Genomic DNA, 24,443 nt, shown 5'->3' on the forward strand with positions numbered 1-24,443 from the left:
GCGGACGGGTCGCGCAATACTTGGTATGAAGAGGCCTCTGGAAGGCGCGGAGCACATGCCTCAGGATCGCCCTGTGGTCGCTATTGCTAATCACCAGTACAACGATGACCTTTTTGTGGTGGGCGATTTGGTGGCGCCTCGCACCGTTACCGTAGGCAAGTCATCACTGGTCTGGATTCCGTTCTTCGGCTGGGTGTTCTGGCTGGGCGGTAATGTAATACTGAACCGGGCCCTTGCCCGCAAAGCCATTGCAGCAATGCAGGCGACCAGTGAGGCGATCACTCGTGATAACAAAAGCCTGTGGGTTTTGTGGAGGGCACACGAAGCAAGGGCCGAGGCCTGCAGAAGTTTAAAAAAGGAGCCTTCTACGCAGCAGTGACGGCTGGGGCGCCAATTGTTATGGTATGCACAGCCGAGTATCGGAATAAAACATTGGGTTGGTTGGGCCAGCGTGAGCCGGTCACTATCCGGATTTTGCCCCCGGTAGAAACCATAGGCCTTACCATTGAGGATGTTCCCGCTCTAATCGCGCGGTGTCACAAAGAAATGGCTGAGACCATTGCCTCTCTCTGAGAGGGGCTGGGGTTTTGGCGCGCTGGCTATTGTCAACAAAACTAGGAAGAGCTGATTATGGTTGTACCCGTTACTGGAGTGTTTGCTGCCGTTCTTGGCATTTTGTTGCTGGTGCTTTCGGTTCAGGTCGTGAAATTCCGCCTGAAGTACAAAAAAGCCATGGGCACGACCGACGACCGTGATTTTGAAGCCGCTGTCCGCGCCCACGGGAATCTAATAGAGTATGCACCGCTTGGCCTGATTATGCTGGGTATTGCGGAGCTGAACGGTGTGGCAAGCGGCCTTATTTATTGGACGGGGATGGCACTGGTGTTTGGCCGTATTCTCCACGCCTGGGGCATGATTAATGGGCATGGAGAGGAGCATAAAGCACGGGCAATCGGCATTGTGCTGACCTGGCTGGCTATTCTGGCCGCTGCGATCCTGCTGTTATGGAATGTTTGGAGCGTTTACGGCTGACTGCGACGGCCAGCCCCTCCGGGGTCGTTCATTTCGACCCCGTTGTATTTTCCTACCTAGAGTGCTTTCGCCACATCGCGGGTCAGATATTCCAGCTCTACCCGACGGTTGGCAGCTCTGTCGTCTGGTGTCGCCAGGGGGCGAGATGATCCCCAGCTTGCAACCAGAAGCCGCGATTCGGCAACGCCCTCTTTCATCAGAAGCTTGGCGACCGCGTTAGTCCGCAGTCGTGACAAAAAACGGTTATAGTCTTCAGCACCAAAATTATCAGAGTGGCCATGAATTCGAACGCTGACGGCCGGGTGCTGCGTCAGATAGACTGCATGCTGACGGATAATCGCGCTGTCTGAACTGTCCAGTGCGTGCTTATTGTAACCGTAGTGAAACTTCATTCGGTGTGGGCGTTTGCCTTCAGCCACAAGGGTGGCTGCGTTAAAGCCGGCTGCCACGGCAGCTTTGGCAATCAACTCCGGGTTGTCCAATACGAGTATGGTCATCTGCAGTATCCTTGTTCCAAATCTCCGGTTTTTCTTGTTATTTCTGCTAACTATTAGCCCAAGCAGAAATAACAAGAATTGGCGAATGGCCGATAAGACCTTCACGCTGAAAACCATTTAAGCGCGAAAATAAGACACTACTGTGATAAAAAACAGTTTTTCAGGGACAGATTATGATGAATTGTGACCGCCCATGTTGATTATTCCTGCTGAAAACGCCGTTAACTGGAAGCGCCCACCCTGGGTCACCCTCGGGTTGATGCTCACTTGCGTTCTGGTTTTCCTGTTTTACCAAGGGGGAGACAGCCGCAAACTTGAGCAAGCGGTGGATGCCTACGTGGATGCGGGTTTGCAAGTATTGGAGGGGCCGGCTTATGAAGATTATCTGCAGCGGAAAATCCGCTTTGAAGGCGAAGATGAACGTGCTCTTGAGTTGCGACAGTTTCAGAAGCTGAGGGCAGAAGACGAGGATTTCTGGCTTTCTGTCAGCCTGCTCATGGATCGGGAGTTCTATCAGTATCTGCTGCAGAACCGTGATGTGATCTGGGCTCCAGCTGAGCGTGTGCAATGGCTGGAAAAACGTACGATCATTGAAGAAACCTACATTCAGCGCCTGAGCGCCCAGAAACTGGGCCTGATACCGGCGAAACTGTCTCTATACACTCTGGTTACCTACCAATTCCTACACGGAGGCTGGGGGCACATTATTGGTAACCTGGTCTTCTTGTTCCTTCTCGGCTTCACCGTTGAAAAAGCCCTTGGCCCAGGCCGATACCTACTGGCCTATCTGGTGTGCGGTGCCTTGTCTGGCGTTGTTTTCACCATGTTCTCGCTGGGCAGCCATATCCCGCTTGTGGGTGCATCCGGTTCGATTTCCGGGTTGATGGGCATGTACGTGGCTATTTACGGTTTACAGAAGATTCGCTTCTTCTACTTTCTTGGCGTGTATTTCAACTACTTCCGAGCCCCTGCGCTGGCTATATTGCCGGTGTGGCTGGGCAAAGAGATCTACGATTACTGGTTCGCCGGTGCCACCGGCGTTGCCTATATGGCCCACGCTGGCGGCCTTCTGGCCGGCGCTGGGCTGGTGTGGATGCTAGGTAAAAGCTGGCTGCAGGTACACGAAGAGTTCTTTGAGCCTGAGGAAGACGAACAAGACGAGCGCTTCACAATCGGCTACGCCCAGGCCATGGCAAGTCTGGGGCACATGGATTTTGAACGGGCCAAGGGTCAGTTCGAGGCGTTGCGTGAACAATATCCAGACAGGCCTATCTTGTTAGAGCATCTTTATAACCTCGCCAAACTGCGCCCAGACTTACCCGAATATCTGTCTCGTGCCCGCGAAAGGATGAACGATACCCTGAGCCGCCGGCAGCCCGCGCAGATGATTGCCGTGTGGCAGGAATACTTGAGCAAAGGGGAAAGCCATCACCCACTTGCTGCAGAGGATCACAATCGAGTGTTATTCGCCAGCCTTAAGCAACACGACCTGAAAGCCGCAGAGAAGGCCTTTGAGCGCCTGCGCGGTGCCGACGACCCGATGCTAACCACGGAGGCATGCCGGCTGCTTGCAGAAGAGTTCGAGAAACTACAAATGGCACCTAAGGCTAGACATTACCGTCAGCTGCTGCAGGCGGGCTGACGGTGGTCGGGAAGCTGGGGGGAGGGTATTCCAAAACACGCTGTGAATACCTCCCTGTACGCTCGGCTCCGCCATCCATGGCTCCGCACGGTTTTGGAATACCCTCCCCCCCCAGCTTCCCTAGTCCGGCGTTGCGAATGACGCCTTTGGGCCTTTAAGAAGTTCCCGCTTCTCAGCTTGTGCTAGAAAAACTGGAACCTGTTCATGCAGGGGGTGGTTAACGCAGCGCTTTTGGATGAACGTCAAAAAGGCTGTTGCCTTCTCCCACTGCCCCATACCATTGGCTAACGTTTGTGCAACCAGCAAGTAGGCTGGAGCCAGCTCTTCGCTGTCTGGGAAGCGCTTGTGGAAATCCTGTAGCAGTCGCAGAGCCAGTTTGAATTGCTTGCGATGATAGAGGCATCGGGCGCAAACGACAGCTAGCTCCGGGTCATCCAGTTTGAAACCTGGTTCAGCCTGCTCGAGCATGCCGAGTACAGCGGCTATGCCTTCGCTGTCGTTCCGGTCGGCCAGCCAGTCTAGAATTCGTGGGTGGAATTGATAAAGTTCGATTACGTCGTTCCGGGCAACCAGTAGCTGGTAAAGTTGCTCGATACGCACCGGATCAAGGCGGTTTCGCTTCAATGCCTCCTTCAGCATGCCCTGAACGCGGTCGTAGTTGCCGTCTTTCAGGTTCATATCAATATCCGCATCAAAACGGGTGCTGCGATCACGCTGTTGTATGTCTGCCTCTTCAGTTTCTCCCTGAATATCCGAGGCGAACCCCAGCTCTTCCTGATACTGGAACAGCAGATAACCAAGCATGTTGAAGAGAATCAGAGTGAAAGTACTGTTCAGAAAGCCAGACAATGGTTGTGAGAGCCAAAATGGGAAGTGATTAAGAGCAAAGTCCTGGGCCACGCCGGAGGCTAGAGTGAGCAGAATCAGGTAGCCATACAGCAAGAAATAGGGGGTACCGATGCGGGAAATCAGTACAGCCAAATTCATCGGGTTTACGGCAGCGCCCACGGAACGTTCCATGGCTAGCACCATGATGCTGGCGGGCAGCGCCAGCACCACAAAAGCCAATGCAAGCATCATCAGTAGCGGGCCGCCCAGCATCGCGGCTGCGCCAACCAGCCCGCCCATCAGAATAAAAACCAACAGCTGGAGAATAACGATGTTAAACCCATTGCCTGTAAAGGCCACAGACACGGAGGGCGGCTTCAGGTGGCCTTCAGCTGTGTGGTTGATCACCGCATAGGTGTACTTGAACAGCGCGAGCGCCAGTAACAACCAAATCAGGATACCGATCAGATTGGCCGGTGCAACAATGGGCACCAGTGTGCAGATAGCAATCACGATCAGCGGGTCGGAATGGAATGGGTAACGAAAAAAAGATCCGATTCGGTTCCAGAAAGGTACTACTTCCGTTGCAGCCCCCATATAGCGCATGGCCTTGCTGCAGCTTGGACACAGTGCCTTACGCTGGCGAGTATCAGCATCTGGCATGCACCGGGTGCAGTAATGCACCTGACATTCGCTGCAGTGCCATTTGGCAGGGTCACCTGGGTGGTAGTGGCAATCGTGTTTCATGGTAGGTGTTTGTCCTGATCCGTCAGAAAACTGAGCCACAATAATGCCAGATGTCCCGTCGGATCGCAGTAAACCTGTTGGTAGCTCGCCTCAACAGCGCGCTGAAATCGAGCATTCAGCCCGTGAATCCCGGACATTCACCGGATCATGGTTGAACTCTGGCTAAACGGTGCAATAGTTATAGTAAGACTTCACATTTCCTGACTTATGCGCCAGCCTAATTGTTTACTGTCGCAGAGAGCACCTGAAATTGTGCTCGGGTCATAACGAATAATGGAGGCACAGTATGCCGAACGATAACCTTGGAAAAGACAGCCTGAATACGCTCAGTGAATTGAACGCAGGCGGAAAGACATACCATTATTACAGCTTACCCAAAGCTGCGGAATCGCTTGGCGATATCAGCCGCCTGCCGTTTTCCCTAAAAGTTCTTCTGGAAAACCTATTGCGCAACGAAGACGGCACAACAGTAGACCAGACCCACATCAGTGCCATGGCTCATTGGCTGAAAGACCAGCACTCAGATACCGAGATTCAGTTTCGTCCGGCCCGGGTGCTGATGCAGGACTTTACCGGGGTGCCAGGTGTGGTTGATCTGGCCGCCATGCGTGAGGCCGTTAAAAAGGCGGGCGGAGATCCTGCGCTGATCAATCCGCTATCCCCTGTGGATCTGGTGATTGACCACTCAGTGATGGTCGACGAGTTTGGTACCCCTACCGCTTTCGCTGAAAACGTAGCCATCGAGATGGAGCGTAACCAAGAGCGTTACGAATTCCTGCGCTGGGGCCAGCAAGCCTTTGATAACTTCCGTGTGGTTCCGCCGGGAACCGGTATCTGTCACCAGGTGAACCTCGAATACCTGGGCAAAACCGTGTGGCATAAGAAGCAGGGCGATAAAACCATAGCCTATCCGGACACGCTGGTTGGAACAGACTCCCACACCACCATGATTAACGGCCTAGGTATTCTTGGTTGGGGTGTTGGCGGTATTGAGGCAGAAGCCGCCATGCTAGGGCAGCCGGTATCTATGCTGATCCCAGAGGTTGTGGGCTTCAAGGTTTCCGGCAAACTGCGTGAGGGCATCACCGCTACGGATCTGGTGCTTACGGTTACTGAAATGCTCCGAAAGAAAGGCGTGGTTGGCAAGTTCGTGGAATTTTATGGCGATGGCCTTAAAGATATGCCGGTGGCAGACCGTGCCACCATCGCCAATATGTCTCCAGAGTATGGGGCAACCTGCGGGTTTTTCCCGGTGGACGAACAAACCCTTAAATACCTGCGCCTAACCGGCCGCGAAGACGAGCAGGTAGAGCTGGTAGAGGCCTACGCCAAGGCTCAGGGCCTATGGCGGGAGCCAGGCCATGAGCCAGCTTACAGCGCCACCATGGAGCTGGACATGAGTGAAGTGGAAGCCAGCCTGGCTGGCCCGAAGCGGCCCCAGGATCGGGTTGCACTGAAAAACATGAAATCAACTTTCGAATTGCTGATGGCAACCGCCGAAGGTTTGCCGGATACGAGTGATACCCGCGAAATCAATCTAGAATCGGAAGGTGGCCAGACTGCAGTGGGCGTGGAGGAGAGTTACCACCACCCATCGAGCCAGCATCTGGAGTTAAACGGAGAGCAAACGCGGCTGGATCCGGGCGCGGTGGTTATTGCCGCCATTACCTCCTGTACAAACACGTCTAACCCCAGCGTTATGATGGCAGCCGGCCTTATTGCCCAGAAGGCAGTCGCCAAGGGCCTGAAATCCAAACCCTGGGTAAAGACCTCACTGGCCCCCGGCTCCAAGGTCGTAACCGACTACCTGCGTGTAGGCGGGTTTCAGGGTGATCTGAACGAACTTGGGTTTAACCTGGTTGGTTACGGTTGCACGACTTGCATTGGTAACTCCGGCCCACTGCCGGATGCGGTTGAAAAAGCCGTTGTTGATGGCGATATCACCGTGGCTTCTGTGCTCTCCGGCAACCGCAACTTCGAAGGCCGGGTGCATCCTCTGGTGAAAACCAACTGGCTGGCCTCGCCTCCGTTGGTTGTGGCCTACGCTCTGGCTGGCAACGTGCGGTTGGATCTCGACAAGGAGCCGCTGGGCAAGGATAAAGATGGTAACCCGGTATTCCTGAAGGATCTCTGGCCCAGCCAGAAGGAAGTCGCGGAAGCGGTAGAAAAAGTGAAAACGGACATGTACCGCAAGGAATACGCCGAAGTGTTTGACGGCGACGACACCTGGAAGGCCATCCAGGTACCTGAGAGCAAGGTTTACGAATGGTCTGAAAAGTCTACGTACATTCAGCACCCACCTTTCTTTGAAGGTATGGGCCCAGAGCCTGAACCGATTGAAGATGTGCAGGACGCACGCATTCTGGCGCTGCTAGGCGATTCTGTAACCACGGATCATATCTCTCCAGCCGGTTCCTTCGCAGCCGACTCTCCAGCGGGTAAATACCTGCAGGAACACGGTGTAGACCCGAAGCATTTCAACTCCTACGGCTCCCGCCGTGGTAACCACGAAGTGATGATGCGCGGCACCTTTGCCAACGTACGTATCCGCAACGAAATGCTAGAGACCGTTGAAGGTGGTTTCACGAAGTATGTGCCCACTGGGGAGCAGATGCCCATCTACGATGCGGCGATGAAGTACATACAGCAGGGCACACCGCTGGTGGTGATTGCCGGTAAGGAATACGGCACAGGCTCCAGTCGTGACTGGGCGGCCAAGGGTACGAGGCTGCTAGGTGTTCGGGCTGTGGTGGCGGAATCCTACGAGCGGATTCATCGTTCCAACCTGATTGGTATGGGCGTTATGCCTCTGCAGTTCCCGGAAGGTACGGATCGTAAGAGCTTGAAGCTGACCGGAGAGGAAACTATTTCCATTGATGGGCTGTCCGGCGAAATAACGCCGGGGCAAACCCTGACCATGACGGTAACCTACAAGGATGGTGCCACCGCAAGCTGTGATCTGAAATCGCGGATCGATACTGCCAACGAGGCGGTGTATTTCATCCATGGTGGCATCTTGCACTATGTGGTGCGTGAGATGCTCAAGTCTGCCTGAACCGACTGCTTTACTGGTTCAGATAAAGAGCCGGCCGCCTGCTAAAGGTTGCCGGCTTTTTTATGGGTCGTCGCTTGCCAGGGGCAGCCTTATCCAGAATGTGGCGCCTTGGCCGGGCACAGACTCAAATCCCACCTCGCCGGCCATGGCAGTGATGAGCTCTCTCGTAATGGCCAACCCAAGGCCGGTTCCTCCCTGGCTGCGGGTATCGGAGCTGTCAGCCTGGGCAAAACGCTGGAAAATCTGATCCCGGAAAGCTTCCGGAACGCCCTGTCCGTTGACGAATATCTTGGTCTCGGGGATGTCGGGCGCAAGCTCGATGGTGATTTCACGCTGAGCCCCGTAGGACTGATTTATGGTGACCGCCTGTTCAAGCAGAGGCTGTAAAGGCTGCTGTTTCAAGTTGATGTCCAGTTTGCCCGCTACCAGCTTTTCGATATCCAGTAAGTCATTAATTAGCGGCGCCAGCCAGCTGCGCTCCGGCCCGCGTATCGTGAACTGGATCGACCAAGTGCTCAGCCGACTTGCAGACTCCTCAATCGAAGCGGCTACAGCGGCTAGGTCATCGGGGTTGATCGTCGCGAAAACCGCCGTAGCATCCTCCCGGGCCTGCTTCTGGGTCACACCGAACATACGCTCAATCCCCTTGCTGCTGTAGGGATAGTTCATGCGCCCATCCGGATAGCGACGGAACTGATACAGCCCGCCAGGCACCAGGTCTACCAGTTGGTTGAGCACGACTAAGGATTCATTCTGTTGTTCCAGTTCGCGGTAGTGAATGGCCAGCTCGCGAGCATTGATCTGCTCTTCGGCACAGTCCGCCAGATCCCGCAGGCACTGGCGATCTTCTGCGCTCAGTGTGCGCGGTTTCCGGTCAATGACGCATAAAGTGCCCAAGGCATGGCCGTCCGCGCTGTGAAGCGGCGTACCTGCATAGAAGCGAATGTTCGGGTTGCCTGTCACTAGAGGATTATCGAAGAAGCGTTCATCTTTCTGGGTGTCCAGAATTCGTAGTTGGTCCAGTGCTGTTTGCCTGGCGCGTTCATTGGTGGGAAGTCGGGTTTTTTCATGATGTCTGGCCCTCCGAGAGCGCGGAGTCGTTGATAGGCAATTCAACCCAGAAGTGCGCACCGCCACTGTTAAAGAATCCGACGTCGCCGTTTAGCAAGCCAGCAAGCTGGCGGCTGATCGCTAAGCCTAGGCCGGTGCCGCTGGCTGCCCGGGTTGTGCCTACTTCTGCTTGGGCAAAGCGATCAAAAATCTGGTTCTTAAATCTGTCCGGCACACCTTCCCCTTCGTCGCTAATGGTGATGCGTAGCCGGTTGTGACTAATTTTTTCGGCATGGATGGTGACCAGGCCGTTCTCGGGTGAGAACTTGATGGCGTTGCTGATGAAGTTATCCAGAATTTGTCGTAATCGGTGGCCATCTGTCTTCAGAATCACCTCGGGGATATCGCTTGCGACCAGTTTGGCGCCTGATTCCTGGGCCGTGGTTTCGTTGCTACTGACGGTTTCGGTGAGCAATTCTCGCAGGTCTTCTGGTTGAAGATTCAGGCGCATTTTGCCGCTGGACAGCTTATTGAAGTCGAGCATATCGCCGATGAGCCGTTGCAAACGTTCGCCATTGCGCAAAGCCAGCGCTGTCATCTCTTTGGCACGTTCCGGGAGTTCGCCTGTTGTACCAGACTGAAGCAGCCGTAAGGCGCCATTCATTGAGGTCAGCGGTGTTCGCAACTCATGGCTGACATTGGACACAAAATTGTCTTTGAGTCGGTTGTTGGCGTCGCGTTCATCCATCAACCGGTTAAACGCATGTGCCAAGTCACGCACTTCAGGCGCTCCTTGCTCTTCAAGACGGCGGGAGGATTCGGGCTTCTGGATCATTGAACGTATACGCCCGGTCATCTGAGTAAGGGACGCAGTGGTTGACCGCAGCGCCACGTAGGTCAGCAACAATATGCCGAGCGTTACCCCTATGCTGATCAGAAAGAACCGGATGAAGGCCTGCTCTGCGGGAGCGGTCGCAAGGGATTTCGGAACGGCGCGAATAAATAACCAGCCCAAGCGCTGCAGGTGGTTAGTTGCATAGATCAACATCTCACCTGATGCGCTTTCAACTTCCCCAAAACGGATGCCGGACAGTGCGGCATCAATCAGCAGGTTTTCTCCTGGGTTTGGCAGGTCCTCAATAACTTTCCCCGGGCCGGAGCCCTCTACGAACAGGAAGTTGTCTGTGTCTACCACCAGAAAAAGAGCGTCTTTACTGGCATCACTCCTAACGTACTCGGGTATCAGCACCGTATGATCCATACGCAGGGCGCCACTGAGAAGACCGAGCAGTTCTCCGCGGTCACTTTTGATCGGTACAATAAAGATCATCAGCGGCACGCCCGTTGACCGGCCGATCGTGGGGCGGCTGATTACCGGACGACGAGTTTTAATAGCTTCTTTCCAGTGGGGTCGGTCGCCAAAATAGGTGTCGACTCTGCCGGGTACAAAAACATTCTCCGCGAGGCTGGTTGCGTTTGGTGACATAACATTCAGGCTATGGGGGAACAGTTCCCTTAGTTTTTGCTGTTTTCGCAGGAGCTTTGTAAGTTGTCCCTGGGGCAGCAGATCGCGCGCTTTATCAACGCAAGCGCGCGGGGCGTAATGGCGTTACCGTGGCTTAAAGCGGCGGGTTGTTATTGTGATTTTTGACCGCCGACTGAGAGCGTTATATTGTGAAGACTGGGTGTTGAATACAGGGATCAGAGGGCCAAGATGACGCAAGATAACAACCTTAAACGTATTTTGATGATTGAAGATGAGCCGGATATCCGCACGGTAGCGGAAGTGGCTCTGGAACAGATTGATGAATGCCAGCCTCAGCTCATTGTTCTGGATGTCATGATGCCGGGGATGGATGGTCCGGCAACCTTGAAAGCCATCCGGCTTTTGCCGGGTTATGCTGAAACGCCGGCCGTGTTCATGACGGCGAAGGTTCAGAGTTATCTGGCACAAGGTGCAGCCGGCGTTATGCCTAAGCCATTTGACCCCCTCACACTGGCCGACCAGATAAGGGAAATCTGGAACGAGGCCTGCACAATCGGTTAAGCTCTTGCCAGTTTTATTGTCACTATCTCAAAAGGCTGTCATGTCGTCCTCTCAGAATAACGATGAAATCAAAACCAAGCTCAATCTGGAAACCTCCCGCATATGCTGGCACGAGCTGCAAACCTACTATGCCCGTGGGCTGGTTGTGCGTGTGGGTAAAGATCTGGATCTGCTGGAGGTAGCTTCCGAGCTGACCGCTGATAACCGTGCCCGCTTTGAGCAATGGCTCGAAACCGGCGACGTAGGTGAGGTATCACCTGACTTGGCCCGTGCCTGGTACGACCGCAATACCGAGCTCTGGGCAGTGGTGGTAGCGCCTTGGGTGTTGGTACAGGATCGCTCTGACGCCACGGTGCATTGATGTTTACCGGCGCCTTGCTGATTCTGGCTCCACTGTTTTTTGGCTTCGCCCTGTCGCTCGAAAACCGCCGGCTGATGACCGCTATTCATTACTTGGTAGAAACACTGGTGTATTTCATTCTGGCGCTTCTGGGGCTTGGTTTGGGCCAGATGGAAGGGTTGGCGAGCCAGCTTGGAACCATGGCCGGCCAGGTGTCAGCGTTGGTGGTGGTGCTGTTTGTCGCCAATATGGCCGCGCTCTGGCTGCTCCACCGATGGCGACCCATGATGCCGGAGCAACGGGATGCGTCTTCTGGCGACGCCGGCTACGTGCGGCTATTTATGGCAGCATTGAAACCCCTGCTTGCGGTACTGGCGGGCTTGTTGTCAGGCTACTTCCTGCTGCCAGACCTGCCGCAAGCAGAGCAGCTGGCCACTTGGTCTTTGATGCTCCTGCTGTTTTTGATTGGTTTGCAGTTGCGCAACGCGGGTCTTTCCTTACGCAAGCTACTGATGAACACACAGGGTTTAGGTATTGCGTTAGCACTTGTGGTCAGCTCTTTGCTGGCCGGGGTGCTGCTGATCCCGGTGCTGGGATTGCCTTGGCACGATGTGCTGGCACTGGCTTCGGGGTTTGGCTGGTACTCGCTCTCCGGGATTGTGGTGGGTGAGGCCCTAGGCCCCGCGTGGGGCGGTGTGGCGTTTCTGAACGATGTGCTGCGCGAGATCATCGCTTTGGCAATCATTCCACTATTGATCGGCAGTAGGCCGGCCATGGCCATCGGCTATGGCGGGGCTACGTCCATGGACTTCACTCTTCCGGTTATCCGTAGCAATGGCGGGCTTAGCTGTGTGCCGGTCGCGATTGCTTCCGGTTTTCTGCTGTCCTTTCTGTCGCCGGTTTTTATGGGTGTGTTTCTGTCTCTCGGCTAGGCAGGAAATAGCAGGGTTGCAGGCTTAGGAAAGGAATTTTCGCACGTCAATTCTGTACTTAGCCGGGTCAACGGCGCGCAAAATACGGTCTTGGTTACCAGCTTTTGAGAGATCGATGGTTGTTACCGTAATCGGCATCCGGAATTTTGTGTGGTACATCACGCGCACAATCGGTAACCGCTGATCCGCTTCGTTAATCTCGACCACAACGCCAAGCCGCCCGCTGTCGAGTAAAATCAGAGACCCGACCGGGTACAAGCCGATACAGCGAATGAACTGCTTCACCAGAGCCGCATCCAGGTGGTCACCACTCCATTCCAAAAGCTTCTTTAGGCCCTGTGTGGGTGTCATGCCCCTGTGATAAACGCGGTCGGCGGTAATGGCATCGTAAACATCGGTAATGGCGACCATGCGGCCGTAGACTGAAATCTGCTCGCCCTTCAGCCCCTCCGGGTAACCGGAGCCGTCCATGCGTTCGTGATGCTGGGCCGCGGTGATTATGGTGAGTTCGCCGATGCTCTCAGTGGCAGACAAGATGTCACGGGAGTGCCGGGCATGAAGCTTCATGACTTCAAACTCTTCCGGTGAAAGGCGGCCGGGTTTGTGCAGCACTTCATCCGGCGTCAGGATTTTACCAAGATCGTGGAGCAGGGCACCCACAACGGTCTGGTGCATAACGTCGGCGGACAGTTCTCGGTACTGCCCGAAAACGGTCATCAGAACACTCAGGTTTACCGAATGCTCAAGCAAGTAGTTATCCTTTTCGCGAATACGGCCGAGGCAACCCAGCGCGTTGGCATTGCGGGAAACGGAGCTCTGCAGTTCGTCCGCAAGCTGATGGATAGGGGCAACATCGATGGAAGCGCCTATTTTGGCGCTGTTCATAAAGCTGCCAACCAGCTCCTGTGCCTGCGAATGAACGCCCAGCGCCGTCACCATTTCCTCGGAAAGCGACACCCTCGGCGCAACACCAGGCTTTTGTTCGCCTGCTTTTTGCAGCGCTGTCTCGTTGCGCGACTCTATCTCAGCCGCTGTTTCAGAATCCTGGCTGTCTTTCCCCTTTTGCACATCGATATAGACAAATTGCACGCCCATCTTGCGGATTTTTCCGATGGTTTCTTCCCGCTTTATAACACCACGCTTGCGCTGGGTGTTGTGGGGGATCCAGTCGTTGTTGAGGTCGGTGATGTACATGCCGACCTTCAGCGCGGATATGGGAATGCGTTTGATCATCAAGTCGGGAAAAACGTTCGCAAGCTGTTGTGGTAGGTCTGGACGATCACGTCCTCCAGTGGCAAGCCTTTCACTTCAGCGATTTTTTCTGCAACGAATGGCAGATAGAAAGGGGCATTCTCCTTGCCACGATAAGGCACGGGCGTTAGGAACGGGGCGTCTGTTTCCAGAAGGATCTGGCTGATGGGAGCCATACGAACGATATCGCGCACGTTTTCTGCCTTATTGAAGGTCGTAATGCCATTAAAACCCAGGTTCCAGCCCTGATCCAGTGCGTACTGAGCAAGGCCCGGGCCGGATGTGAAGCTGTGGATAACACCACGGCGCTTGAGGGACTGCTCAAACTCTTTGAGTATAGCGATTGTATCCTCGTCTGCATCGCGGCTATGGATAACCACCGGGCGATCGCTGTCACAAGCAATCTGAAGCTGACGTCGGAAAACCTCACGCTGGATGGTGCGGTCTGCTTTGTCATAAAAATAATCCAGCCCGATCTCGCCTACGGCAACGATCTTCTTGTCTCGGGCGTGGGTTCGGATTTCTTTTTCTACCGCATCGCTGTAACTCTCCGCTTCATGGGGGTGAATGCCCTGAGTGCCGTAGAGCCATGGGGCCATTGTGCTGAGCTCGCGTACCTGCGCCAAATTGCCCGGTGCGACTGCGATTGTAATCACCCGCTCGATGTTCACCCGCCGGGTCTGTTCCAGGGTTTCCTCCAGGGGGCGCTCCTTGAGGTAATCCAGGTGACAGTGCGTTTCGATAATCGGGTGATCGAATACGGGAATCTCGCGACGTTTTTTACTCATGAACTGGTGCTAGGCTCCGGTAAAGGCAGTCGATTTGACTGCTACACTTGGGTATGAAGAGTTCGAGTTTATCAGTTGTCTGTTTATTGGCCTACATTCATCTGTAAGGGCTTTCCTTGATGAATGTTATTGCGCAGGTTTGATTTAAGGGTGGAGGTGCAAATGCACGTTGTCGTTATTGGTGGTGGCGTTGTGGGTGTAACCACAGCCTGGGAACTGAGCCGTCGTGGTCACCAGGTGACGGTGCTGGAGCGCCATAGTGTGGCTGGCGATGAGACAAGCAAGGGCAACGCGGCTCAGCGCTCCTACGGTGTGGTATATCCTTGGGCTGACCCTAGCATGGTATTCAAGGCGCTGCCCTGGTTGTTCAAGCAGGATGGCCCTCTGAAGTTGCGCATGCCACCCTCTCTGGCTGCTGTGCAGTTCATGTTTTCTACACTGCGCTATGCCTGGTCGCCGGGCCTGTTCGGTTTTAACAAGCGCGCCATGCTTCGCCTTGGTATACACAGCCGTGATTGTTTTTTGAGGCTGGAAGAAGAGCTTAACCTAGCATTTGATGGCGGTCACCGCGGTTTGTTGCACCTCGCCAGTACCCCCGAAGAGCTGGAAGTACATCGGGGCACACACCGAGTACTGAACGAGATGGGCATTGCCTCTCGATTGCTGACCCCAGAGCAGGTATACGAGGCCGAGCCCGGCATGGCGAGGAACGGGCCTTTGTATGGCGCTCTCAGTTACGACACCGACGGCACTGGCGACTGTCATTTGTTTTCCCAAGAGCTGGCTAAGGCTTGCGAAGAAAAAGGGGTTCGCTTCCGTTATAACGTTCAAGTGGAACGACTGGTGGCCAATAGCCAAACAGTTGAGTCGGTGGTTCTGCGCACCGAAAGCGGCCAGCAGGAAAACCTCGACGCCGACGCCTTTGTGATCAGCGCTGGTTGCTGGTCTGGAGAGTTGGTTGGGCCCCTGGGCCTTAAATTGCCTATATATCCGATCAAGGGCTACAGCATTACTGTGCCCTTGAAAAATCCGGATAGTGCGCCCGCGTCCACCATTCACGATGATAACTACAAGGTTGTGTCTACCCGCTTGGGAGATCGTTTGCGTGCAACGGGTTTTGTTGAGCTTGCGGATTTCAATCGAGATATCCCTGAAGCGCGTATTGCCGTCATCCGCAAATCTGTTGAATCCCGTTACCCGGGTTGTGCGGATCTAGACGCCGCCGAAACCTGGACAGGCTTTCGCCCGATGACCCCAGATGGCCCAGCCATCATTGGCCGGGGCCCGCGCCAAAATATTTATCTAAACACCGGCCATGGCACCTTCGGCTGGACGTTAGCGGCGGGTAGTGCGGATGTAATTGCGCAGGTAATTGATGGCGAGGAGCCGGCAGTCTGTTTGGATGCGTTTCGCCCGGGGCGTTATCAGGAGTGAGTGTTTGTGAGCCTGCGGAGTCTTATTACGTGCGGTGGCAACAGCTAAACGACTGGCTCGTGCTGCATCAGCCCATCTGGCAGCCAGCTCCGTTTATAGAGCCGATACCGGCGTGGGTTGAGCGCTACCCTAGGCTGGCTCACTGGGTGGCAGAACTTACCGATGCCGAATGCGATGATTCACCGCAGTTGATTCAGAAGGGTTTCCCCGCGTTCTGCCAGTGGGCAGCTGGTAAAAACAGCTTTGTTTGCCTGAAAGCCCCGATTTTGATCTTTGGCTTGCCCACGGCGTGCGGCGCCACGCGGAGGTTTGCCGTTATGAGCTCGTTCGGCATCTGTTCCGGAGGCCTCTGGAGCTCTGGCTGGTTCTGGATTACGCGGTCTTTCTTGAAGAGCAGGGGTATCGTGTGCGCCTCGGCTACTTTTGCGCACGGTCGCTGACGCCCAGAAATCTGCTGCTGGATGCGGTCAGGCCAGTCAATAATCTGAGCATGAATTACTCCCGAGGAAGCTGCCAAAAAGGAAAGGCGCCCGGGGGCGCCTTTCCTGACTTCATCTACTTATATACAGGTTCTTAACCGATTAGCGAAGAACCTGAATGCGGGCTTCAACCCGACGGTTCTCAGCACGACCTGCAGCGGTTTCATTAGAGGCAACTGGCTCTGTTTCACCGTAGCCTTCCGCGCTCACTTTTGCAGAATCCACACCCAGCGGTCCAGTCAGGCGAGCGGCTACTGCTTCGGCCCGGCGCTGTGACAGGCGCTTGTTGTAGCTCGCTTCGCCTCTGTTGTCCGCGTGGCCGGCAATTTCCACAACGGTTCCCGGGTTGTCCTCGAGAGCATCTGCAACACGGCGGAGTTCTGCATCGAAGGAATGGTCGATCACGGAACTGTTAGTCGGAAACTCAACCTCAATGGCAAAGGTGTCGATCGTTTCAGTTATGCCTTCACAGCCAGTGTCGTCCACTTTTGCGCCAGTAGTGGTGTTCGGGCAAAGGTCCTGGGTATCGACAACACCGTCGTTATCACTGTCGAGTTCGCAGCCACGCATGTCTACTACGGCCCCAGCAGGCGTATCCGGGCAGGCATCGCGGGAATCGGTTACGCCATCCCGGTCGGCATCCGGCTCACAGCCAGAGCTGTCAACGGTTGCTCCGTCTGGAGTGCCTAGGCACTGGTCGCGGGAATCGGGTACGCCGTCACCGTCTGTGTCTGCCGCGCGCTTGGGCGCCGGAGCGGCTGCACTTGCAACTGTGCGGCTAAACGCAAAGCTGATGCCGAGAGAAGCCTGGGTGTCAAAAGTGCTTTCGTCGATGCCGTGAAACTCGCGCAGGTCGCCACGCAGGGATACCGAGTCTGTCACGTTATAACGGAAGCCCGTGCCCACGTTTACGCGGGTTTCGTCGTGGTCGGTGCCAGCTGTGCGATAGCTGATAACATCATCAACACCAAAGTTGGCATGGCCTGCACCCAGAGAGAGGTATGGGTTCCAAGCTTCGTCTGGAGTTGCAAAGTAGTAGGTGCCGTCTACACGGTATTCTTCAAAATCTGATGACCCACTAACATACTTACGGTCTGCATCAGCGCGGGAATAGATTGCTTCAACGGCCCAGTGCGGTTTGAACCTGTATTCCAAGCCAACACCAAATGTACCTGATTCACTCAAGTCGCGGTCATCGTCAAAAAGCTGAAAAGCGGCGAAAGGGTTGATGTAGATTGTTTCGTTGCGATCAGCCAAGGCTGGGGCGGCAAAGACGCTAGCGATGGCGGCCATCGCAATCGGACGCATGATGTTCATGCAGAACCTCCTGTTCGATTGTTATTGTAAAGCTGCTGAAACGTAAGTGACTATAGTAGTGCGAGTGCGCATGTACACGCAATCTAAGCTAAAGGACCACAAAAAACAAAACCTAGATGATTAAGGTTACATTAGAAAATGTTCGTGATGTTTAGCGTGCTGGTAGCGATGACCTACATTTTATGAAGACGGAACACTGAAATAGAGGTGTGCGCTCTTTTTACTGAAGTTCATTTTTTCACCACTGCCAAAATGAACCTCAAAGGAACTTTCGTCTTCTGCGACCACCGTGCCCGCGCCAAAAATTGAGTGATTGAGACGTTTCTGGTGCCACATGGGTGAGGTGGTGTTGCTATTGGCTTGTACCTCACCTTCAAGCTTAACACCTTCTCGCGCTGCATAGCGTGAGCTGACCGGTGTCAGTGGCGCTTTCAGCTTCAAAGCATGGTCGGTGCCCGGCGTCCGTTCATCCAGCCAGCGCCCGAACTCGCTGGCGAGTTCAAAACAGCATTCCTCAACAAAGCGGCTAGGACCCTGATCGCCATCTAGGTGAGGTTGTTTGCTCACGGGCCGGGTGATCAGGTGCAGTTTTTGCCGGGTGCGCGTCATGGCGACGTACAGCAGCCTGCGCTCGCTTTCCAGTGATGCCCGGGCATCTTCCTGGGGTTTCGGGCTGTGAGGCAGATATTTCTCCTGCAGCCCCGGTATGATTACCCTTGGCCACTCCAGCCCCTTGGTGCGGTGAATGGTGGAGAGCAGAACGCCGCCGCCAGTCTGCTTCTCGCTCGCCTGCTGTCGCAGTGCTTTGAGGTGTGCAAGGGCGCCGCCGGCATCGGCATCCAAGCCTTTCAGATACTCACGGAATCCGTGAATCGTATCAATGCGTTCCTCCGCACTGTCACGAGTCAGCGCCAGGCTGCGAACACCTTCATACAGATCGGTGTGTTCCGCATAAACCGTGATCAACCCTGCAACCGGGCCTGAATATCCGCGCAACTGTTCCAGAATTTCTCCCAGCTTGCGCAGTTTGCGCGCAGCCATGGGCGCCAACGCGCCAAAATCCAATGCCAGTAACTGTTCGTGCCAGCCGCTGGCAAACCCTGCAAGAAAACGCGCCAGCTGCTCCAGTTCCGGCTCCTTAAGGCCCACATGGGGGAAGCGCAGAAGCTGCCGTGCCTGCTCCAGCCGGTCTTCCTCTGGCAGTTTCTCCAGCTTCCCGGAAACCACCATCAACAGCGCGGTGATGGCCTTCACTTCGCGACTGAATAGGGCGCCTTTGCCGGCATCAATTCGATAGGGGATCTGCCGGGCCAGCAGCTTTAGTTCGATTGGCACGCTCTGGCTCCACACCCGGAATAGAATCGCTGTATCCGCTAGGGCGACATCAGGTTCCTGCCCAAGGATCTGTAACACGGCATCCGCGTCGTTCTCAGCCCGGTGAAGGGTGATCTCTGTGTCCGGTGTAGAAGGGTGGGAATGGCAAAGAACATCTTTGCGCCCGGTGTTGTGGCAGATTAGATGGTTAGCCAGCAGAGCCACACGGTGGCCATAGCGGAAGGTGTAACTCAGGGTCTGTTCCAGCGGGCTTTCGAATTCGTCGCTGAAGCGCTTGAGGATAAACTCAGGTTTCGCGCCCCGGAACTCGTAAATGGTCTGATCTGGGTCCCCCACCACGGTTACCCGGGCCCGGTCGCCGGCAACATATCGCAGCAGCAGATGCTGAATCTCATTGGTGTCCTGGTATTCATCCACCAGAATCAAATCCATCTTGTTGGCCACCAGCCGCTGCAGCGGCTGGTTCTGGTGAATCGCCATCACCGGCTCGTACAGCATATCCGCGAAACTGATCCGGCGTTGCCCTTTACGCCACTGCTCAAAGCTGTGAAACAGATCAATCAAATAGCGGTGCTTTTCGGAGTAGCCCAGCTCCTCAAACACTATCTCGGCCGGTGACAGGGTGGTCTTTACCAGATCAATAAACCCGGTAGCCGTTTCCACAAAATCTTTCTTGTTGCGCCGAATCTCATCCGCCAGATCCTGCGGCGCCAGCCGCCGGATTAGCAGCCAAGCCTGAAAACTGATCTCTTGTTCGGTCAGAATCTTCTCGGAGAAGTTTGGCAAGTAGCCTTCCCGCACAAACCGCTTGTACAACCGAAGGCCCATGGCGTGATAGGTGCGAATTTCGGGCAGCGCTAGCCCGCTCTGATGGCACACCTCCCGCAGCTTACGCTCGAAGTCCACCCGGGCACTGCGGTTAAACATAAGCACCGCTATGCGGGCGGGGTCGTGACCTTGTTGCAACAAGTAGCGGATGCGCCAAGCCAGCGTGGATGTTTTGCCGCTGCCAGCTACGGCGGTGATCACCGAATGCTCGTCGCCGGCGGTAATAATCGCCCGCTGCTCGTCGGTGAGAAAGTCGGGTAGATCTAGGGCGGGGGATTCAGGGGTATTAGTTGGCATAGATGCTATTGTACGGGCCAACTGGAAGCTCGGGTACCTGTACCGTTAACATGATTAATTATCTTACGAAGTTAGGGGAAACAAACATGAAAATCGAAGAACCCATCAATGTGCTGGGCGAAAAGCTGGAAATTTGTGGCATTGATCCTGAAACCGGCTTTTACCGCGATGGATGCTGTAATACTGGGCCGGATGACCATGGCTCGCATACTGTTTGCGTGGTGATGACTGATGAGTTTTTGGAATTCTCCAAGGCTCGGGGTAACGACTTGAGCACGCCTGTGCCTGCCTTCGGGTTTCCGGGTCTTAAGGCCGGGGACGGCTGGTGTCTTTGTGCGGCTCGCTGGCATGAAGCCTATAAAGGCGGTAGCGCGCCTAGAGTGCGGTTGCTTGCTACTCACCAGGGGGCTTTGGAGCACTGTGCCCTCGAAGATTTGAAATCTCACGGCGTAGATCTCAGTTAATGACTTTCGGAACGGTAATGCCAGAGCCGGACGCCGCTGCTTGGCGCTCATTGCAAGCCCGTCTTGCGGTTAGAGGTGAGCGACGGTTGGTGCTGCTGGAAGGCGCCCGTGATCTGGTCATGCAGTGGCTACAGGCGCTGATGCCGTCTCTGGAGTTGGCAGGCGGGCTTTGGGTTGGCGTGGCTGAAGCTGCACCAGATGGTCGCCTGACCAGTATTGAGCCGACTAAGGCGCGGCAATGGCTGGGTCGGGAAACGTCGCTGATTGTATGGGATGGCTGGCGCGGTAATCCGCCGGATGCTTTTGCGGCACTTTCAGGCACGCTGAAAGCTGGCGGCTTGTTGTTTTGGTTGATGCCTTCATTGGAAGAATGGGGTCATTTTGCCGATCTGGATTATGGCCGAACCGGTTTGGATCACGATCAGCCCCATCCTTTTGCTGAGCGCATGGCGGACATTCTGGCGGCAGACCTTTCAGTTATCCGGGTGAAACTCGGCTCGTCGGAGGCATTGGCCCTTCCGGAACTGCCTAAGCCAATACCTGAATTTAGGGTTGCTGCAACGGCTGATCAGCGGGCGCTGATACAAAAGCTGGTGTCCTTCGGGCTGGGTCGTCGGCGTCGGCCGCTGGTGGTGACGGCGGATCGGGGGCGTGGCAAATCTGCGGCGTTGGGCATGGCCGCTGCGCAACTGCTGCAACAAGGGCGCAGGCAGATTCTGGTGACTGCGCCTTCAAGGGACAATGTGAGCGCCTTGTTCGCCCATGCTCGCGATAGTCTTGGTGACGAAGTGTTGGAAGCGGGTGACGACCGAATAGAGACGGCCTCTGGCGCGCTGCTGCGTTTTCTTCCGATCCGGGATCTGCTCCGGGAAAAACCGGAAGCTGAGGTGGTCATGGTAGACGAAGCTGCGGCTATTCCGGTTTCTCTGCTGAAGCGTGTGCTTTTGGGCTGGCCGCGGGTGGCGTTTGCTTCCACGGTTCATGGTTATGAAGGCGCTGGGCGTGGCTTTGCTATTCGTTTTCGCCGAATACTCGATGAGAAAACGCCACAGTGGCAGTCTCAAACGCTTTCCCAGCCGGTGCGTTGGGCCGAAGAGGATCCGTTGGAGCCATTGATATCCAGCCTGTTTCTGCTGGGTGCGGAGCATAGCCCGGGGGATGTGCCCGAAGCGGCGGCTGGCGAGATAACGATTGAGCCCTGGCAGCCTGCTCAAGCTTCCGAGGCAGGGCTCTCTGATGCATTTGGCCTACTGGTAGACGCCCATTATCGAACCACGCCAGCAGATCTTCGGCAATGGATGGACGACCCCGCAGCCAGAAGCTGGCGAGCGCTTATAAACGGCAAAATCGTAGGTGTGCTTTGGGGCGCCGTGGAAGGCGGGCTGAGTGACGGTCTGGCACAGCAGGTGGCCAGCGGCAAACGACGGATTCGCGGGCATCTTCTACCCCAGTCCTTAGCCAGCCACAGCGGGTTTCCGGAGGCGGCCAGCCTGCACGGCTTGCGGATTATTCGAATTGCTGTTTCAGCGCAGGCTAGACGCTCCGGCATCGGGCGCAGCCTGGTTGCCGCAGCGACTGCCGGCGCGGAGCACGAAGGTCTGGATTTCACCGGCACCAGTTTTGGCGGCAGCTCCGACCTGTACGCCTTCTGGGACTCTTGCGGGCTGGCGTTTGTGCGCGCTGGGCTGCAGCAGGATGCTACCAGCGGGGAGTATCCGGTGCAGATGGTTTATGCCCGCAGCGCTGAAGGGGTGTCTTTGGTTAAGCAAGTGCGGGCGCGTCTGGCTCGGCACTGGCTAACGCTTGTACCACTGAATTGGAAAGACTTGAGGCCAGAATTGCTGGCGGATATGACATCCGGCTTTTCGTCGGAGTGCTGGCACTCAAAGAGCCTGCCAGACGCAGTGGATATCCGGGATTTACAGAACTTTGGAGACGGTCACCGGGGTTTTCGGCTGATGGTGCCAGTACTGCGGGATCTGAGCCTGGCACCCGGTGTAATGAGTTGGATTCGCAGGCATGCACAGGCCAACCTCTGGTGCCGGGCTGTATTGCAGGATTGGAGCTGGTTAGAGTTGCAAATGGATGGGTTGTGTTCCGGCCAACGCGATGGCGAGGATCGTTTGCGCACCTTAGTGCGTGAACTTCTGCAAAACGGGCCGGAGTTGTGACCCGCTCGATTTAATTATGACGACCACCTGCCCAGAATAGGGCCCAACTTTCTGACAGAGACTGTTTGTTATGGCCAAGGGAATCGGCTTCTCCCAGTGTTCGACCTTGCTATCTATTCTGCTGCTCGCTTCAGCGGTTACTGTTTTCTCCGGATGTGCCTCCAGAGAAGCTCCAGCTAACCTAAACCACCAGAGTGAAAACGCGTCTGGCTCGGCTTTGTATCGGGCCGCAGCGGAAGGAGATTTTAAGGCTGTCAGCAACCTGACAGAGTCGGGTGCGCCCTTGAATGCGTTAACCGAAAACGGAACGCCTCTGATGGCAGCTGTTCGTGCGAAGGCCGATCGTATCGTGTGGTATCTGCTGAGCCGCGGAGCTAGCCCCGATCTCGCCCAAAGCGATCAGGTTACACCCTTGATGGCTGCCTCAGGGCAGGGTGATCGCCGGCTCGTGCGTCTGCTTCTGTCGGCTGGAGCCAAAGTGAACGCCACGGATCAGCAGGGCTTTACGCCGGTAATGCGTGCGGCTGAGCGGGGGCAACTGTCGGTGGTAAAAGTGCTGCTGACGGCCGGGGCAAACGTTAATGTCAGCCAAGGTGGAGAGTCACTGCTCATGAAGGTCGCCTCCAGTGGTGACCTGCTGACGGCTGAAATGCTGCTGGCTGCAGGCGCCGATGTAAACTTCCGCTCAGAGGATGGCGCTACTGCGCTGGATGTGGCCCGGGCCAGAAGTCATCCGGATCTGGAAATGCTACTCGTGCAGGCCGGGGCCGAGCTTTAGCGTAAAGATCAACCCGCACCGTGTTATTCCAGCTGCATGGGGTCTGTTTGATCGTTCCACACGGGCAAAAAGTGCGCCTCGATAATCGCTTCAGGAACCTCTTCGATACGCGAGAAAGACCACTGGGGGGTCTGATCGCGATCAATCAGCCGTGCTCGGATGCCCTCAGTCAGATCGGGCCTGCGCACGCACTCCCAGGTCATGGCCAACTCCATCCGGAATACGTCTTTCAGTGACATTTGTTGGGCTTTTTTCAGTTGGTTCCAGATCAGCCACGCAGATACTGGACAGCCCTCTTTTAGGGTTTTCATGCACGCCTGCCACCATTCACTGTCTATGGTAGCTGCCTGCAGCCGATCGACAATCTCTGGCAAGCTTGTGCCTGCACACAGTCTTGCAATATCCCGTTCGTGCAACTCCAAGTGGCTGGCGGGCAAGGCACGATAATCTGAAGCCTCAACCTGGCTTAGCAAGCGGAAAAGCTGGCTGTCATCGGCTGCGTTATGGCCGCTCCAGCGCTCGCTTTGCAGCTGCGCCAAAAGGCAGTGTTGATCCTCTGTTGGCAGGGCCATATCTGCCAGCCCCACCCTTAATGCGTCGGTCACATTTAAACGAGCGCCGGTCAGGCCCATAAACAGCCCGAGGCGCCCCGGCAGCCGATTCAGGAACCAACTTGCACCAACATCCGGGAACAGGCCAATAGACATTTCTGGCATGGCCAGGGTGGCGCCTGGCGTCAGTAGCCGGTAGCGGCAGGCGGAAAACAGGCCCACGCCGCCGCCCATAATAATGCCGTGCCCGATACCTACAACGGGTTTGGGGTACCTGTGCAGGGTATAGTCCAGTTCATACTCGTGCCGAAACACACTGAAAGCCGCTTCGGAGTGTTCAACGCCCGTTAATGACCGGTACAGATTCTGGATGTCGCCACCGGCGCAAAACCCCCTTTTACCGGCGCCACGTATTAGCACAACGCAGATGCGTTCGTCTGAAACCCAGCGCTCCAGGCTGTTCCTGATAGTGACGATCATCTCCTCAGAGAGCGCATTCAGCGTGGCGGGGGCATCCAGGGTTAATACGCCTACATGGCCTTCGCGACAGGGGAGTTCCTGAACCTCTACAGACATTAAT

Annotated in this window: 20 protein-coding genes and 3 pseudogenes; 13 read left to right on the forward strand and 10 right to left on the reverse strand. The window is 55.5% G+C overall.

Annotated elements, in window-relative coordinates; genetic code table 11:
- Nucleotides 1-55 precede the first annotated feature (55 nt).
- The 3 genes and pseudogenes from CPH80_RS23385 to CPH80_RS16695 all read left to right on the forward strand — a co-directional run.
- Nucleotides 56-348 (forward strand): annotated as a pseudogene (locus tag CPH80_RS23385) (1-acyl-sn-glycerol-3-phosphate acyltransferase); the annotation flags it as partial.
- A gap of 51 nt (nt 349-399) precedes the next feature.
- Complete coding sequence (locus tag CPH80_RS23195; protein WP_319823048.1) at nt 400-573, forward strand: hypothetical protein; 174 nt, start codon at nt 400-402, stop codon at nt 571-573.
- A gap of 57 nt (nt 574-630) precedes the next feature.
- Nucleotides 631-1,032: an MAPEG family protein gene (locus CPH80_RS16695; protein ID WP_096279572.1), complete on the forward strand. Its 402-nt coding sequence runs from the start codon at nt 631-633 to the stop codon at nt 1,030-1,032.
- A 56-nt stretch (nt 1,033-1,088) separates the two neighbouring features.
- Here the strand turns inward: CPH80_RS16695 and CPH80_RS16700 are convergent, their stop codons facing one another.
- Nucleotides 1,089-1,529: an OmpA family protein gene (locus CPH80_RS16700; protein WP_096279574.1), complete on the reverse strand. Its 441-nt coding sequence runs from the start codon at nt 1,527-1,529 to the stop codon at nt 1,089-1,091.
- Nucleotides 1,530-1,722: 193 nt separating this feature from the next.
- Between CPH80_RS16700 and CPH80_RS16705 the strand changes: the two genes are divergently transcribed.
- On the forward strand, nt 1,723-3,171 hold the full coding sequence (locus CPH80_RS16705) for a rhomboid family intramembrane serine protease (RefSeq protein WP_096279576.1): 1,449 nt from the start codon (nt 1,723-1,725) through the stop codon (nt 3,169-3,171).
- 120 nt (nt 3,172-3,291) lie between these two features.
- Here CPH80_RS16705 and CPH80_RS16710 read toward each other — a convergent pair whose 3' ends face one another.
- A complete protein-coding gene (locus CPH80_RS16710) occupies nt 3,292-4,746 on the reverse strand; it encodes a hypothetical protein (protein WP_096279578.1) in 1,455 nt (484 codons plus the stop codon).
- A 286-nt stretch (nt 4,747-5,032) separates the two neighbouring features.
- Between CPH80_RS16710 and acnA the strand changes: the two genes are divergently transcribed.
- A complete protein-coding gene (acnA, locus tag CPH80_RS16715) occupies nt 5,033-7,801 on the forward strand; it encodes an aconitate hydratase AcnA (protein WP_096279580.1) in 2,769 nt (922 codons plus the stop codon).
- 60 nt (nt 7,802-7,861) lie between these two features.
- Here the strand turns inward: acnA and CPH80_RS23390 are convergent, their stop codons facing one another.
- From CPH80_RS23390 to CPH80_RS16730, 3 genes and pseudogenes are all read right to left on the reverse strand, one after another.
- Complete coding sequence (locus CPH80_RS23390; protein WP_096281724.1) at nt 7,862-8,470, reverse strand: ATP-binding protein; 609 nt, start codon at nt 8,468-8,470, stop codon at nt 7,862-7,864.
- A 201-nt stretch (nt 8,471-8,671) separates the two neighbouring features.
- Nucleotides 8,672-8,938 (reverse strand): annotated as a pseudogene (locus CPH80_RS23395) (GAF domain-containing protein); the annotation flags it as partial.
- On the reverse strand, nt 8,868-10,337 hold the full coding sequence (locus tag CPH80_RS16730; RefSeq protein WP_096279582.1) for an ATP-binding protein: 1,470 nt from the start codon (nt 10,335-10,337) through the stop codon (nt 8,868-8,870). The gene CPH80_RS16730 and the pseudogene CPH80_RS23395, both read right to left, overlap by 71 nt.
- Before the next feature lie 228 nt (nt 10,338-10,565).
- Here CPH80_RS16730 and CPH80_RS16735 point away from each other — a divergent pair, with 228 nt between their 5' ends.
- From CPH80_RS16735 to CPH80_RS16745, 3 genes are read left to right on the forward strand one after another with little or no spacing between them, the layout of a single operon-like run.
- Nucleotides 10,566-10,898 (forward strand): response regulator, encoded by a 333-nt coding sequence (locus CPH80_RS16735; RefSeq protein WP_096279584.1) that lies wholly within the window; start codon nt 10,566-10,568, stop codon nt 10,896-10,898.
- 40 nt (nt 10,899-10,938) lie between these two features.
- Nucleotides 10,939-11,259 (forward strand): DUF2288 domain-containing protein, encoded by a 321-nt coding sequence (locus CPH80_RS16740; protein WP_096279586.1) that lies wholly within the window; start codon nt 10,939-10,941, stop codon nt 11,257-11,259.
- Nucleotides 11,259-12,170 carry a lysine exporter LysO family protein gene (locus tag CPH80_RS16745; RefSeq protein WP_096279588.1) on the forward strand — a complete coding sequence of 304 codons (912 nt, stop codon included), beginning with the start codon at nt 11,259-11,261 and terminating at the stop codon, nt 12,168-12,170. Before CPH80_RS16740 ends, CPH80_RS16745 begins: the two co-directional genes overlap by 1 nt.
- Before the next feature lie 24 nt (nt 12,171-12,194).
- Here CPH80_RS16745 and CPH80_RS16750 read toward each other — a convergent pair whose 3' ends face one another.
- Complete coding sequence (locus tag CPH80_RS16750; protein ID WP_096279590.1) at nt 12,195-13,403, reverse strand: HD-GYP domain-containing protein; 1,209 nt, start codon at nt 13,401-13,403, stop codon at nt 12,195-12,197.
- A complete protein-coding gene (locus CPH80_RS16755) occupies nt 13,403-14,209 on the reverse strand; it encodes a TatD family hydrolase (RefSeq protein WP_096279592.1) in 807 nt (268 codons plus the stop codon). The genes CPH80_RS16750 and CPH80_RS16755 overlap by 1 nt, the downstream gene beginning before the upstream one ends.
- Nucleotides 14,210-14,371: 162 nt before the next feature.
- Here CPH80_RS16755 and CPH80_RS16760 point away from each other — a divergent pair, with 162 nt between their 5' ends.
- Entirely contained in the window at nt 14,372-15,643 is a 1,272-nt protein-coding gene (locus tag CPH80_RS16760) for a D-amino acid dehydrogenase (protein WP_096279594.1), read from the forward strand.
- A gap of 203 nt (nt 15,644-15,846) precedes the next feature.
- Nucleotides 15,847-16,115, forward strand: a pseudogene (locus CPH80_RS23400) (SAM-dependent methyltransferase); the annotation flags it as partial.
- Nucleotides 16,116-16,224: 109 nt separating this feature from the next.
- Here the strand turns inward: CPH80_RS23400 and CPH80_RS16770 are convergent.
- Together CPH80_RS16770 and CPH80_RS16775 are read right to left on the reverse strand one after the other, a co-directional pair.
- Entirely contained in the window at nt 16,225-17,439 is a 1,215-nt protein-coding gene (locus tag CPH80_RS16770) for an OmpA family protein (RefSeq protein ID WP_096279595.1), read from the reverse strand.
- Nucleotides 17,440-17,619: 180 nt separating this feature from the next.
- Nucleotides 17,620-19,899: an ATP-dependent helicase gene (locus CPH80_RS16775; RefSeq protein ID WP_096279597.1), complete on the reverse strand. Its 2,280-nt coding sequence runs from the start codon at nt 19,897-19,899 to the stop codon at nt 17,620-17,622.
- 86 nt (nt 19,900-19,985) lie between these two features.
- Here CPH80_RS16775 and CPH80_RS16780 point away from each other — a divergent pair, with 86 nt between their 5' ends.
- The 3 genes from CPH80_RS16780 to CPH80_RS16790 all read left to right on the forward strand — a co-directional run bounded on the left by CPH80_RS16780 (nt 19,986) and on the right by CPH80_RS16790 (nt 23,312).
- Nucleotides 19,986-20,363 (forward strand): DUF2237 family protein, encoded by a 378-nt coding sequence (locus CPH80_RS16780; RefSeq protein ID WP_096279599.1) that lies wholly within the window; start codon nt 19,986-19,988, stop codon nt 20,361-20,363.
- Between the two features lie 17 nt (nt 20,364-20,380).
- The gene (locus CPH80_RS16785; RefSeq protein ID WP_096279600.1) at nt 20,381-22,534 is read left to right on the forward strand and encodes a tRNA(Met) cytidine acetyltransferase TmcA; all 2,154 of its coding nucleotides are present in this window, start codon (nt 20,381-20,383) and stop codon (nt 22,532-22,534) included.
- A gap of 70 nt (nt 22,535-22,604) precedes the next feature.
- Nucleotides 22,605-23,312: an ankyrin repeat domain-containing protein gene (locus CPH80_RS16790; protein ID WP_096279602.1), complete on the forward strand. Its 708-nt coding sequence runs from the start codon at nt 22,605-22,607 to the stop codon at nt 23,310-23,312.
- 23 nt (nt 23,313-23,335) lie between these two features.
- Here the strand turns inward: CPH80_RS16790 and CPH80_RS16795 are convergent, their stop codons facing one another.
- Nucleotides 23,336-24,439 carry an enoyl-CoA hydratase/isomerase family protein gene (locus tag CPH80_RS16795; RefSeq protein WP_096279603.1) on the reverse strand — a complete coding sequence of 368 codons (1,104 nt, stop codon included), beginning with the start codon at nt 24,437-24,439 and terminating at the stop codon, nt 23,336-23,338.
- Between the last annotated feature and the right edge of the window lie 4 nt (nt 24,440-24,443).

Source organism: Marinobacter sp. LV10R510-11A (genome assembly GCF_900215155.1).
GTDB lineage: Bacteria > Pseudomonadota > Gammaproteobacteria > Pseudomonadales > Oleiphilaceae > Marinobacter.